The organism is uncultured Eudoraea sp., from assembly GCF_947260015.1.
GTDB lineage: Bacteria > Bacteroidota > Bacteroidia > Flavobacteriales > Flavobacteriaceae > Eudoraea.
The window spans coordinates 17,067-31,286 of sequence record NZ_CAMYOM010000024.1 but is presented as its reverse complement, the minus strand read 5'-3'; the positions used below and the strand labels follow the sequence as shown (position 1 = coordinate 31,286).

The window sequence follows — 14,220 nt, the reverse complement described above, 5'->3', positions numbered from 1 at the left end:
GAAGACCTCTTCGAGTTTATTCCAGAGTCACCCAAAGAAGTAAAAGATCATTATTTAAGTTGTCCTGGACTAGCTATTTCTACAGTATTATTAGACAATGTTGGTCTGTATATCGAAAATTTTCAGGGAGTTCCTTATTCTGATGAAGATAATACCATTCTCATGCGATTTGGAAAGGTTTTTCAACAAACCTATACACGTTTCCTAGACCTTCAAAAAGCGGAAGCACAAACCAGAGAAGCTCAGATTGAAGGGGCCCTGGAAAGAGTGCGTTCCAAGACCATGGCGATGCATAATAGCGAAGATTTAGAAGATATAGTTATTTCTTTGTTTGGTGAAGTATTGAATTTAGGTCTGGACAAATCCATACGTTGTGGAATAGGTATTCTTGAAGGTAATAAGGGGATGGAAACCAGGTCAGTAAATTCAAATTCCGATGGTACAGTAGAATTAAGAGTGGGAATGTTAAATATGACCATACACCCTATGCTGGTAGGTCTTAAAAAGGCTTGGAAAAATGGAAGCACCGAGTATTCATATGACTATACAGGAAAAGATGTTAGAAAATATTATAAGGCACTCAATAATGAACCTGAATACCCATTTAATGCCAATCTTGAAACACTACCAGAACGAGAGTTTCATCGAAGTTTCTTTTTTTCTTCAGGGATTCTTTTTACGTTTTCTGAAGCCCCTATTTCAGAAGAATCATCTAAACTTTTAGCACGGTTTGCTGCAGTTTTTGGCCAAACGTACAGAAGGTTCCTGGATCTGCAACAGGCAGAGGACAGGGCCAAAGACGCTGTTAAACAAGCTTCATTAGACCGGGTACGGGGAGAAATTGCCAGCATGCGGTCAACCGAAGATCTGCAGCGTATTACCCCTCTGGTATTTAATGAACTTACTTCCCTGGGAGTTCCTTTTTTTAGATGCGGAGTCTTTATTATTCATGAAAAAGAAAAAAAATTAGAAGTGTATTTGTCGGCCCCGGACGGTCATTCCCTGGGGGTATTACATCTTCCCTTTAATGTAAATTCACTCACGCAAAACGCCGTGGAAAACTGGACAAAAAATAAAGTTTACCACCAACACTGGAACAAGGAAGATTTTGTGGAGTGGACGCAATCCATGTTGGCACGAGGTCAGATAAAGGATGCGGACACCTATCAGGGTGCAGCGGCCCCCCCGGATTCACTGGACCTTCATTTTATACCCTTTAGCCAGGGAATGCTTTATGTTGGCAATATCGAACAGCTTGAAGAAGATGATATTGATCTGGTGAGATCTTTGGCCGAGACCTTTTCGATCGCTTATGCGCGTTACGAGGATTTTACCAAACTGGAAAATGCCAAAGAGAGTATCGAGACAACGCTTACTGAATTAAAAGCCACTCAGAACCAGTTGGTTCAGTCCGAAAAAATGGCCAGTTTAGGGGAACTTACAGCTGGCATTGCCCATGAGATCCAAAACCCCTTGAACTTTGTCAATAATTTTTCCGAAGTAAGTGTGGAACTTATTGAAGAGATGAATGAGGAATTGAAGAAAGGTGACCTTAAGGAAGCGCAAGCCATCGCAGAGGATGTTAAACAAAACCTGGATAAGATAACCCACCATGGCAAAAGGGCTGATGGGATTGTAAAAGGAATGCTGCAGCATAGTCGCAGCAGCAGTGGGCAAAAAGAGCCCACAGATATTAATGTTTTGGCAGATGAATATTTACGTCTGGCCTACCATGGTTTACGCGCAAAAGACAAGACTTTCAGCGCTACTATGGAAACAGATTTTGATGAAAGTATAGATAAGATCAATGTTATTCCTCAGGATATAGGAAGAGTGATTCTGAATTTAATTACCAATGCATTTTATGTGGTATCCGAGAGAAAACTACAACAACCAAACGGTTATGAACCTACGGTTTCGGTCAAAACGAAAAAAAACGGAAATCAGGTTTTGATTTCCGTCAAGGACAATGGCAAGGGGATACCACAAAAAGTTCTGGAAAAAATATTCCAGCCCTTTTTTACCACAAAGCCTACAGGTGAGGGTACGGGATTAGGGCTAAGCATGAGCTATGATATTGTAAAGGCGCATGGGGGAGAACTGAAAGTGGAGACAAATGAAGGTGAAGGAAGTCAATTTATAATCATATTACCTGTTTAAATTATGAATGTAAGAAACGTATTCATTAGCATGATATTTATCCTTGTCTTTGCACCCTTAAAGGCTCAGGATACGCTTTTTGTTGATCCGGGCAAATTGGATAGTTTGAAGGTGCTTGTTTATAAAAGCAATCAAAATGATAAAGAAAAAATAAGGTTACTCAATGAGTATGCCCGGATGAGTTTTTATAATCAGGAAATTATTCAGGGTTTTTCCGCAACCATAGAGGCAATGGAATTGTCAGAAAAAATTGAATTTAAAGATGGAGGGATCATGTTTCATGAGACCTTGGCCGCCTTCTTGGGCCAGGCAGATATTGTTTCATATCATCATCAAAAGGCAAGGATGCTATCCACACAATTAAATCAAAATGATTCCTTTACTGAAGTCCAGCCTCCGGATGGCTATCCGACACCTTATAATGAAATGTCTTATAAGAAACTGTTGAAGGCATTAGAACATTTCAAGGATGTTAAGAACAAGGAAATATTGGCAGCATTATATGACCATCTTGCTTATTACTACTATACTATAAATGATATTGATCAATTTAGATTAGCAGCGAATAATATCATTGAGATTTATTCAGATTTGGAAGAATTTTATCCAGTATTCCTCTATTATTCTTATTTAGGTTATGTAGCTATCGAAGAAAATGATGTTTTGGAAAAGGATATCATCGAAGCCAAAATTGAAGAATTGGTAGCGTCAATGAAAAATAAAAATGAGACAGGGCCATTAAATTTTCAATTGGCAAATTATTATAGAATTAACGGGCAAAATACGATTGCTATAGAGCATTATTTGCGGTGCATTGATTTTTTTGAATCAATTAATGATTATTTTATGTTGTCGGATGTATATGGTCAAATGTACCGACTGTATTCAGATTTAGAGATGTTCGATAGAGGAGCAGAAGCGATGGAGAATAGAGTCAAACTATTGGAGGCACATAATTTACCCGCAGATATGTTTAATGCTTACAATCAGGTAATGTGGGCCATGTACGATGCTAAAAATTACGACAAAGCGCAATATTATAATCAGCTTAAAAAAAGTATATCCACGCCGCTTACTGCCGAAGATTTCGTAGCAGATAGTTATAGCCTTGAAGGTCATATTCAAATGGATAAGAATCATTATGAGGTAGCCATTTCGCTAATTGAAAAAGCTCTTGACGCATCAATTAGGTTGAAAAGAGTCGATAATGATGAATGGGAAGCCTATCGCATATCAACTTGCTATTATAATCTTAATGACTATGAAAATGCCCTAAAGTATGCTTTGCTAAGTCAAGAAGTTTTACATGAAGACAATATCAGATTAAAAAAGCGATTAAATTTGACATTTTCTGACATTTATGACGCGCTGGGATACGAGAACCTGGCATATAAGCATTTAAAGATCTACAAGGATCTTATCAAAGAATCAGAGGATATTGATATTGCAAACGTTCTTATGAAGGCAGAAGTTCGATCGGTGATTGATAGGAATCAAAAGGAAATTGACATACTTGAAAGAGAACAATTTATAAAAGAGCAACAAAACAAAAATCAGCGCTTATGGATCATAAGTATTGCCGGAGCTCTTTTATTTGCCCTAATACTTAGCTCTATCTTATTTCGGAATAATAAAAACAGACAAAAGGCAAATCTAATTCTTCAGCAACAAAAGGAGAAAGTTCAGGAGACTTTGGTAGCGTTAAAAGCAACACAATCCCAATTAATACAATCCGAAAAGATGGCATCTTTAGGAGAGCTCACTGCGGGAATTGCGCATGAAATTCAAAACCCACTTAATTTTGTCAATAATTTCTCTGAAGTTTCTCAGGAACTGATGAAAGAAATGTATGAGGAGATTGAGAAGGGTGATCAGAGAGAAGCGCTGGAAATAGGAAATGATATTGAGCAAAACCTTGAAAAGATACATCACCACGGGCAACGTGCCAGTGAAATAGTAAAAGGCATGCTACAGCATAGCCGTAGCAGTAGTGGGCAAAAAGAACCTACGGATATCAATGTACTTGCAGATGAATATTTACGCCTGGCCTACCATGGTTTAAAGGCTAAGGACAAAACTTTCAACGCAACCATTAAAACTGATTTTGATGCATCGATCAAGACAATTGAGATTATCCCCCAAGATATGGGTCGGGTTATTTTAAATCTATTGACAAACGCATTTCATGCGGTAAAGGAGAAACAACAACAAAGCCCTGAAGGATACAAGCCAGTGGTCTCCATAAGAACCAAAAAGATGGCGGGTAAGTTAAGCATAGAAGTGAGCGATAATGGCAACGGAATTCCTAAAAAGGTTATTGCTAAAATATTCCAACCTTTTTTTACCACAAAGCTTACGGGTGAGGGCACAGGATTAGGGCTAAGCATGAGCTATGATATTGTAAAGGCACATGGGGGGGAGTTGAAGGTGGAAACGAAAGAGGGTCAGGGAACCACTTTTAGCATTCAATTACCAACGCTATAATTTTTGTTGAAAATTCCTAAGTACATATAATTTTCAACAAAGGGAATATCTTTTATTTTAAAGAATTAAATTTAGCAGGCGATATTTAGTCAGCATTTCAAATAGTTATGATTTTAGAACCCTTTATATTATTTTTTATAGTTTGGCACATCCGTAAAAACTTACGTTTGCTTTCGCCAAATACCCATTGGAATAAAACCCTCTTATGGGCCATGATTGGCATAGCAATTCTTTTTATATTAGAAAGAACACTTCCCATAACGATTGTTACAAATTGGATATGGCACTTATTAATACTGGGAATTGGATATCTGATTTTCAGGCTTCCGCAACTTGAACGAATGCGAACTATTGTAGTAGCCGTTCTTCCTTTAATAATCATAAATACTATAAAAGATCTGCTTAAAATTATTTATTTACCCCTTTACGAACAAATAGATAATTACCTGGACTTTGCCATTGTCTTTTCCATTGCCTGGATGATTGCCATGCTGTTACGATCAAACAAACAGAATAGAGCCCTTAAAAAAGAAAGACAAAAAACACTGGCAGAAGAAGAGCGAAACAAATTCATATCGGCACAAAAAGAAAAACTGGAGTTGATTGTTGAGGAAAGAACGGCAGAAATAACAAAACAAAAAGATGAATTAATGCATGCTTTCACTGAATTAAAAAATACCCAAAGTCAGCTGATCCAATCGGAAAAAATGGCCAGTCTAGGTGAGCTCACCGCTGGAATTGCCCATGAAATCCAAAATCCCTTGAACTTTGTGAATAATTTTTCTGATGTGAATACCGAATTGATTGATGAATTAAGCGAAGAAGTTGAGAAAGGAAATCTTGATGAAGTAAAAACAATAGCAAAAGATATTAAGGAAAATGAACAAAAAATTAATCACCATGGCAAAAGAGCAGATGCCATCGTAAAAGGGATGCTACTACATAGTCGTAGCAGTAGCGGAGTAAAAGAACCAACCGATATCAATAAACTCTGTGACGAATACCTCCGCCTGGCCTACCATGGCTTGCGGGCCAAAGATAAATCGTTCAATGCTACCATGAAAACCGATTTTGATAAAAGCATAGGAACTATCAACATAATCCCACAGGATATCGGGCGGGTGGTGCTTAATCTGCTGACCAATGCCTTTTACGAAGTATCCGCATTCGCTAATTCATCCAAAGAAGACTTGGCAAATTTGGCATCTTCCGAGGACCAGTATAAACCCACTGTATCACTCTCAACCAAAAAAACCAAAAATGGGATTACAATTAGTGTAAAGGACAATGGCAACGGCATAACGGAAAAGGTCAAGGAAAAAATCTTCCAACCCTTTTTCACCACCAAGCCCACTGGGCAAGGAACAGGCCTGGGCCTGAGTATGAGTTATGACATAGTGACTAAAGGGCACAATGGGAAATTAAAAGTGGAATCGGAGCAAGGAAAAGGAACAACTTTTACCATATCATTACCCCTAGAACAGAAAACATGATGTTTAAATTACAAGAATTAGCAGAAATAATATCAAACACCAATACGATATGAAAATATTAGTGGTAGACGACGAACAGGACGTAAAATTGTTGTTTCAGCAGCGTTTCCGGAAAGAGATCCGGAATAAAGAACTGCATTTTGCATTTGCATTTTCCGGAGAGGAGGCACTCACTTATTTGGGTGAACTTAATCATGAAGCGGTACTTATCCTTTCTGATATTAATATGCCGGGAATGAGCGGATTGGAGCTTTTGGAACAAATTAAGAAAAACTTTTTAAAGCCACCACCCGTGGTCATGATGATAACCGCCTATGGCGATAAGGAAAACTACGATACCGCTATGAGACTAGGGGCAGATGATTTCCTGACAAAACCCTTAGAATTTGGTATTTTAAAAGAAAAATTAAAAGCACTATTGTAATGTCAAAAATTTTAGTTGTAGATGATGAGGTAGATTTAGAAATACTCATCAAACAAAAGTTCCGAAAACAAATACGGCAAAACGAATATGAATTTGTATTTGCCATCAACGGGAAGGATGCCCTGGAGAAACTAGTTGATATACCCGACATGGACATAGTGTTGAGCGACATAAATATGCCTGAAATGGACGGGCTTACTTTGCTTACCAAACTCAACGAATTAAATCCGCTACTTAAATCGGTGATGGTCTCCGCCTATGGGGATATGGACAATATTCGGACAGCGATGAACCGAGGGGCTTTTGATTTTATTACCAAGCCCATTGATTTTAAAGACCTGACAATTACGATGGAAAAGACTTTGAAACATGCTCGTCAGTTAAAAGAAACCCTCAAGGCCATCAAGGAAAACAACATACTTAAGATGTATGTAGATGAAAATGTACTGAATTTTATGGGCAGTCAAGAATATGAAGCCACCATCATGGCCAATGAAAATATTGAGGCGACCGTGATGTTCATAGACCTGTGTGGTTTTACGGCTATAAGTGAAAATACCACCCCAGATGTGGTTGTAACTATGCTCAATACCTATTTTGATGTGATGGTGAAGGAGATTCTCGCACAGGAAGGCCATATAGATAAGTTTATTGGTGATGCTATCATGGCAGTATTCAAAGGAGACTACCATTTAGATCGGGCCATTGATGCGGCCCTGGCCGTACGCGATCAGATAAATGCCCGGCCTGCTGCAGATGACAGTACTAAGTTCCAACCCAAGGTATCCATTGGTATTAAAAGCGGGGAAATGATCTCAGGGAATATAGGATCTTCAGATCTAAAACGTTTGGATTATACGGTCATCGGTGATAATGTGAATACCGCGGCTCGATTACAGGATGCTGCCGGAGAAAACCAAATCATAATTTCCGAGAGTTGTTATGAACAGGTTAAGGAATCTTTTCAGTGCAAAAAAGTTGGTAGTATTAACATGAAAAATAAAGCTAGTCCTATTACCGTTTATGAAGTTCTGGAATAGCCTATATATTTAATACTATCGGTTTAAAAGACAGGCATAAAGGATGATTTCAATTTCCCAAATCTTCTTTACCTTAGCACCAAAGTAAAATTCTTTATGGAAAAACCAAAGGTCAAAAACGTATTTATACAGGGGGCAATAACTCCTGAATTTATAGCTAAGGCTATTGCGAAACATCAAACAAAAACTCAGATTGGTGCTCATGATATATTTTTGGGACAGGTACGGGCAGACGAAATTGGAGGGAAAAAGGTTGAGGGAATTGAGTATTCAGCTTATGAAGAAATGGCCAACCTCAAATTTCATGAGATCAGGGAGGCTGCTTTTAAACGGTTTAACTTAAGTTGCATGCATATATACCATAGCACAGGTATTGTTAAGACAGGTGAAATATGCTTGTTCGTATTCGTTTCCTCGCCTCACCGAAAAGAGGTGTTTGAAGCTTTACATGATGTAGTTGAGGAAATTAAAAAGCAGGTTCCTGTTTTTGGAAAAGAGTTATTTGAGGACGATTCGTACCAATGGAAAGTTAACACCTAAAGATGGTAGATATTACACATAAAAAGAATACATTAAGAACTGCTGTTGCTCAAGCTATAGTGCATGTAAGTTCAAAAGACACAATAGAAGCCATACTGACAAACACGGTTCCTAAAGGAGATGTATTTGCCATGAGCAAGGCCGCCGGATTATTAGGGGTTAAGAAGACATCTGACCTGTTACCCGATTGTCACCCTTTGCCTATTGAATATACAGACATTGTTTACGAAGTAGAAGGCCATCAGATCAAAATATTGATTACCGTAAAAACTAATTATAAAACAGGGGTTGAAGTTGAAGCCATGCACGGGGCCAGTATAGTGGCCCTAAATATGTATGATATGCTTAAGCCTATAGATAAAGAGGTGGAGATCAGTTCTATTAAACTACTCCGGAAAACGGGGGGCAAATCTGATATCAATAATACTTAAAAAGAGATTATTTTCTTATTGCCCAGATCTCATACATTGGTCCTCCCTTGCTATTTTTCCCTTTATGATGCCAGTCATTACCTTTTATTTCATAAGTGAAATTAAGTAGTGCGCCTACCCTGGCATTATCACGGGAAAAAAATTGAATGTTTTCAGAATAAACCCCATCCTTTGAAGTATAAGTTCCACCGCCAGTACCGGAAAATTTAAAAGTTTCCGTATCATAAGCAATCCATTGAAAATATCCATCTGATAAAACTTTCATTGTTTTTCGCGAATTACTTTCTCCGCGTCTTTCCTGTCCTTCATCGGGGCCACGTGTTGCAAAAAGCCACTTACCATCTAATGGCTGCTTTAATTCAGGATCTTTCTTAAAGGTTAGATTATTATCCCCAATTAATACCAAACCTTCTTCAACAATTGCTACGGGCAATTCAACAGATGTAGTAGTATCTTCCTCATAATTAGAATTAAATTCAAGTTTTACGATTAAGACATCATTCTCTAAATTATAAAATCCACCAACGGTTTTAACAAACCCTGGTGGCGATTCAGTATAAATTGTATGAATAAGATATGTGTTGTCAATTTTTAGTTCATGTGTAAAGATGAGCCCGTCAACACTGTCCTTTACATGATATATCCCGGGAGAGATCTGAGCCTGCAGACTTACTATAGAAAATGCCGAAAAGAAGAGAATAATCCATTTCATAATTAATGATTTTAATGGGTTAAAAATACGGATAATTCCATTGAAATGATCTATTTGTATCAAATAGCTAAGGAGGGTCTAAAAATTTTGAGAAGGCAGGTGTTTCAACATTTCTAAGGTAGTATTTTCAAGGTTAAACTGCGGTTCCCACCCCCAATCTTCTTTTGCTTTAGAATCATCAATACTGCTGGGCCATGTTTCGGCTATAGCTTGTCTGAAATCCGGATTATAAGACACTTTGAAATTTGGGATGTATTTTTTAATGCTAGCGCTGATATCGGCCGGTGAAAAACTCATGGCCGCCAGATTGTAAGAGGATCTCACAGATATTTTTTCAGGATTACAATCCATAAGTTCAATTGTAGCCCTGATCGCATCGTCCATAAACATCATTGGAAGTTTTACATCCTCATTCACAAAACAAGTATAGCTTGCCTTTTTGAGGGCCTCGTGATAAATTTCAATAGCATAATCCGTAGTGCCTCCTCCTGGCAGGGTTTTCCAACTAATTAATCCCGGGTACCTTAAACTTCTCACATCCACGCCAAATTTATGGTAGTAATAGGAACACCATCTTTCACCGGATTGCTTGCTTATGCCGTAAACTGTGCTGGGTTCCATTATTGTACTTTGAGGAGTATTGTCTTTTGGGGTATTTGGGCCAAATACTGCTATACTGGAAGGCCAGAATATTTTTTCAATTTTTCTTTCTTTGGCCAGGTTTAGTACGTTGAAAAGTGAATTCATATTTAAATTCCATGCCCTTTCAGGAAATTTCTCAGCTGTTGCACTCAACATAGCGGCCATTAAGTATACTTCCTCAATTTCATGATACAATATGACATCCTCTATGGCTTCATAATTGGTAGCATCAAGTAACTCAAACGGCCCGGAGCTCATCAAACTATCAGTTCCTTCACGAATATCACTGGCAACCACTTGTTCATTACCGTACAATTCTCGTAAGGCCAGTGTAAGTTCTGTACCAATCTGCCCACAGGCCCCTAAAATAAGGATGGATTTTTGCATATATATGGAGTAAATATAATTCCTTGGTAAAGATAGCTTTTATTAAAATTTGTACATTCGTCCTATGAGAAAATTGTTTGTTTTTGGGTTAACATTCTTACTCTTGTTTTCCTGTGGCAACAATCAAAGGACTGAGCAGAGTATTGAGACAGTTGAGCTGGAATTTGATGTTCAGAAACTACCCAAAAAATCGATATTGAATAGAGGCGCAAAAGCAATACTTGAGACATGGGCGGAATTTAATGATTTGGATGTAGCTTTTGATGGACTTTACTCTGTTGAAAATTATGAAGAACTTATTCTGCTTATTGATGAGTTTATAGAAAAACAAAATGCACTGGCGTCTTCCGAATACCCGGAAACTTTTGATATACCACAGGTAAAAAGTCGGCAAAAAGTATTCAAAACCTATATTTTAAAAGTAAAAGCAACCCTTGAATACCGCAAGAATCCATTAGAACCAACTATAGAGATGGTCAATGCTTTTAATGACCTGCGCAATCAATTCAATGTGATGGTAAATTATAATTTTGATACCAAAATGATTTTAGATGAATAAGCTATTGGTGATTTTCATAATGTTATGCGCGGGGCAATTGTTTGCCCAGGAAGACGATAAGAAGGAAATAAAAGAACTGATTAATAAATGGCATAAGGCGGCATCTGAAGCCGATTTTGAAACTTATTTTGGAATCCTTGCCGAGGACGGAGTTTTTATTGGAACCGATGCATCAGAAAATTGGCAAAATGATGATTTCAGGGCATTTTCAAAACCTTATTTTGAACGTGGAAAGGCCTGGAGTTTTACTACCATTGAACGAAATATTTACATTAATGAAGCTGGAAATTTTGCCTGGTTTGATGAATTGTTGGATACCCGAATGGAAATTTGCAGAGGCTCCGGAGTACTTCAAAAAGAAGATGGCAAATGGAGGATAAAACACTATGTGCTTTCCATTACTATTCCTAATGAAGATGTAGATCGCGTTAGTGAAATGAAGAAAGAAAAAGACAGCTTATTCCTGTTAAATAAGAAACTCCGCTAGTACTCTGGTTTACAAGGTGATTAGTCGTTAAATTATTATATTATGAAAATGTACAGAAACTTTCTCCCTTTTATTTTTCTATTTATAGTATTTGTGGGTTGCAAAACGGAACCCAGGGAGCAGCAAATAGATTATTATGCATCGCCCTTATTTAAGGATGTGCAAATGCAAGCTTTATTTGAAGATTCCAAAACTTTTGTTGATCTGGTTCCAAAGGAATCTTATTACGCACTTAACAAGAAATATGAAAAGGAGAGACAAGATGAGAATTTTGATCTGAAAGCCTTTGTTGCAGAAAATTTTAGCGATAAATCTACAGCTACACTGAGCTTCACAACAGATACAACCCATACCATGTTTGAACATATTAGCAGTATCTGGGGTAAATTAACCAGGGGTCCGGATTCTGTGATTCCTTATTCCTCAAGAATATCCTTGCCTAATGAATACGTAGTGCCTGGAGGGAGATTTAAGGAAATTTATTATTGGGACAGTTATTTTACTATAGAAGGTTTGTTAGTAGATAATCAGGAAGGTGTTGCCAGAAACATGGTTGATAATTTCGCATATTTAATAGATACTCTGGGTTTTATACCCAATGGTACCAGGAACTATTATTTAAGCCGTTCACAACCGCCGTTCTTTACACTTATGGCAACCGCACTTGCCCGAAAAGACAGTATGGTTTTAGCAGAATATTTACCAATGATTGAGAAGGAGTATGATTTTTGGATGGCTGGGAAAGATGTTATTAGAGAGCCATATGAAGCTAACAAGTATGTAGTTAAAGTGGGGGATGACTCATTCCTTAACAGGTATTGGGACAGTAGTGTTACACCACGCCCGGAAAGCTATAAAGAAGATTATCATTTAGCGGATGACCTTGCAACTCAAAAAGAGAAAGCGGATCTATATGTCAATTTAAGGGCAGGAGCTACTTCCGGCTGGGATTTTAGCAGCCGTTGGTATGCCGAGGAAGATTCCTTTGAGTCAACAAATACCGCCAATATATTAGCAGTAGATCTGAACTGCCTGCTCTATTTTATGGAGAATCAAATAGCTCATGGATATAATTTAATAGGGGATAAGCAAGCTGAATCCCTGTTTCGGGAAAAGGCACTGAAGCGGAAGGATTTGATTCAGGAAATTTTTTGGGTTGAAGATGTACAGTTCTATATGGATTTTGATTTTAAAACGAAAAGTAACACAGATGAATTTACATTAGCAGCGACTTATCCTTTGTTTTTTAATATTGCAACAAAAGAACAGGCAGAAGCGGTAAAAGAAAAATTAATTACTGAGTTTTTAAAAGATGGAGGACTTCTTACTACTTTAAAAAATACAGGGCAACAATGGGATGCGCCAAACGGATGGGCACCATTGCATTGGATGGCTGTGCATGGGTTACTTAACTATGGGTATAAGGAGGAAGCTTTGGATATTATGAAGAGGTGGCTGGCTATTAATGAGAGGGTCTATAAAAATACAGGGAAGATGATGGAAAAGTATAATGTGGAGGATATTAGCTTACTCTCCGGAGGAGGCGAATATGAGACCCAGGATGGATTTGGCTGGACCAATGGGGTGGCCTTAGGATTTAAGGTTATGGTGGAACAGATGGAAAAGCAATAAAGTTTTCTTCTTCTTATAATAATTTTGGAATAACTTGAAAGGTTGGAGTAATTTCAAGACTTATTAGATAATAACTTTAGAAGCCAATTATTTTTATTATGGCCAAGTCGTTACTTTTTATACCGGACATTTCGGGTTTTACCAAATTCGTTCAGACCACTGAAGTTGCACATAGCCAGCATGTTATTGCCGAATTGTTGGAAATACTTATAGAGGCGAATACTCAAGAGTTGCAGCTGGCTGAGGTAGAAGGAGATGCCCTTTTTTTCTATCGCGAAGGAAAACTGCTTTCACAGGAAAAATTACTCGCCCAGATTGAAACCATGTTTACAGCATTTACAGGGCATCTCAAACTTTTAGAAAAGAATAGAATATGCCCATGTAAAGCCTGTGCAACAGCTCCAAAACTGGAATTAAAAATTGTAGCACATTGTGGCGACATAGAATTTCTGGAGGTACAGGGCAATAGAAAACCTTTTGGGAAACAAGTAATAGAAGCACATAGGTTACTTAAGAATTCTGTTGAAAGTGATAATTACGTGCTAATAAGCAAAGAACTCTCTTCTGATATTGAGCTTCCCATTTATTATTACAGCAAAGTTTTTAGATTTAAACAAGGGAAAGACACTTATGACCAAAAAGAAGTGGAATACATATATTCTTTAATTGATAGCAACAAACTAAATATAATTGAGAATTCCACGGCCAAAGAGGTAATATTTGATAAACCGCCCGGCATTGTTTATGGCAGAGATTTTGCAATAGCTGCTGAAGCTCTTATGGAGTATATTACCAACCTTTCATATAGACATCTTTGGGTTCAAGGGGTCGATAAATTTGAGTACAATGAAAATGAAGTTACCAGACTAGGTTCAGAACACGTCTGCGTAATAAATAATAAACATTTGAACTTTGTGGCCGTAAAGAAAAAAGTTAAACCCGGAAAATATGTTTATGGTGAAATGACCAAGAGTATTCCTGTTGCAGATACAGTTTATCAATTTTATACCATTAGTCCAATTTCAGAAAATTCATGCAACTTGAAAATAGAATTATATTGGGAAACAAAATCTTTATTCAAGAAGCTACTAATGATGTTCATTGCCAAAAGGGTGTTGGTGAAGAACACGAAAAATGGCTTAGATTTACTATTTAAATTAACTGAAGAAAGGCGGGCTATGCCCTCGTCTTAGCGACTTACCTTTTAATATCCCTTTAGTCATAGCAAT

At 37.6% G+C, this 14,220-nt stretch carries 13 protein-coding genes; 11 read left to right on the top strand and 2 right to left on the bottom strand.

All coding sequences use genetic code 11. From position 1 onward, the window contains the following. The 7 genes from Q0X66_RS10830 to moaC all read left to right on the top strand — a co-directional run. The coding region (locus Q0X66_RS10830; protein ID WP_366938686.1) for an ATP-binding protein at window positions 1-2,160 on the top strand (2,160 nt) is incomplete at its 5' end. 3 nt (window positions 2,161-2,163) lie between these two features. Continuing rightward, window positions 2,164-4,644 carry an ATP-binding protein gene (locus Q0X66_RS10825; protein ID WP_297706230.1) on the top strand — a complete coding sequence of 827 codons (2,481 nt, stop codon included), beginning with the start codon at window positions 2,164-2,166 and terminating at the stop codon, window positions 4,642-4,644. Window positions 4,645-4,811: 167 nt separating this feature from the next. Further along, the gene (locus tag Q0X66_RS10820; protein ID WP_297706228.1) at window positions 4,812-6,137 is read left to right on the top strand and encodes an ATP-binding protein; all 1,326 of its coding nucleotides are present in this window, start codon (window positions 4,812-4,814) and stop codon (window positions 6,135-6,137) included. 49 nt (window positions 6,138-6,186) lie between these two features. After that, on the top strand, window positions 6,187-6,561 hold the full coding sequence (locus Q0X66_RS10815) for a response regulator (protein WP_297706226.1): 375 nt from the start codon (window positions 6,187-6,189) through the stop codon (window positions 6,559-6,561). Continuing rightward, entirely contained in the window at window positions 6,561-7,601 is a 1,041-nt protein-coding gene (locus tag Q0X66_RS10810) for an adenylate/guanylate cyclase domain-containing response regulator (RefSeq protein ID WP_297706224.1), read from the top strand. The genes Q0X66_RS10815 and Q0X66_RS10810 overlap by 1 nt, the downstream gene beginning before the upstream one ends. 96 nt (window positions 7,602-7,697) lie before the next feature. Then, the gene (locus Q0X66_RS10805; protein ID WP_297706222.1) at window positions 7,698-8,141 is read left to right on the top strand and encodes a molybdenum cofactor biosynthesis protein MoaE; all 444 of its coding nucleotides are present in this window, start codon (window positions 7,698-7,700) and stop codon (window positions 8,139-8,141) included. Between the two features lie 2 nt (window positions 8,142-8,143). Next, entirely contained in the window at window positions 8,144-8,572 is a 429-nt protein-coding gene (gene moaC, locus Q0X66_RS10800; protein ID WP_297706220.1) for a cyclic pyranopterin monophosphate synthase MoaC, read from the top strand. A gap of 7 nt (window positions 8,573-8,579) precedes the next feature. Here the strand turns inward: moaC and Q0X66_RS10795 are convergent, their stop codons facing one another. After that, a complete protein-coding gene (locus Q0X66_RS10795) occupies window positions 8,580-9,284 on the bottom strand; it encodes a hypothetical protein (RefSeq protein ID WP_297706218.1) in 705 nt (234 codons plus the stop codon). A 78-nt stretch (window positions 9,285-9,362) separates the two neighbouring features. Then, window positions 9,363-10,313: an NAD-dependent epimerase/dehydratase family protein gene (locus Q0X66_RS10790; protein ID WP_297706216.1), complete on the bottom strand. Its 951-nt coding sequence runs from the start codon at window positions 10,311-10,313 to the stop codon at window positions 9,363-9,365. 64 nt (window positions 10,314-10,377) lie between these two features. Here Q0X66_RS10790 and Q0X66_RS10785 point away from each other — a divergent pair, with 64 nt between their 5' ends. The 4 genes from Q0X66_RS10785 to Q0X66_RS10770 all read left to right on the top strand — a co-directional run bounded on the left by Q0X66_RS10785 (window position 10,378) and on the right by Q0X66_RS10770 (window position 14,184). Beyond that, on the top strand, window positions 10,378-10,872 hold the full coding sequence (locus tag Q0X66_RS10785) for a hypothetical protein (protein WP_297706215.1): 495 nt from the start codon (window positions 10,378-10,380) through the stop codon (window positions 10,870-10,872). Next, window positions 10,865-11,359, top strand: a complete 495-nt coding sequence (locus Q0X66_RS10780) for a nuclear transport factor 2 family protein (RefSeq protein WP_297706213.1) — start codon at window positions 10,865-10,867, stop codon at window positions 11,357-11,359. The genes Q0X66_RS10785 and Q0X66_RS10780 overlap by 8 nt, the downstream gene beginning before the upstream one ends. Window positions 11,360-11,401: 42 nt before the next feature. Beyond that, window positions 11,402-12,991 (top strand): trehalase family glycosidase, encoded by a 1,590-nt coding sequence (locus Q0X66_RS10775; RefSeq protein WP_297706211.1) that lies wholly within the window; start codon window positions 11,402-11,404, stop codon window positions 12,989-12,991. Window positions 12,992-13,089: 98 nt separating this feature from the next. Then, on the top strand, window positions 13,090-14,184 hold the full coding sequence (locus Q0X66_RS10770) for a DUF2652 domain-containing protein (RefSeq protein ID WP_297706209.1): 1,095 nt from the start codon (window positions 13,090-13,092) through the stop codon (window positions 14,182-14,184). The last annotated feature ends 36 nt before the right edge of the window (window positions 14,185-14,220 follow it).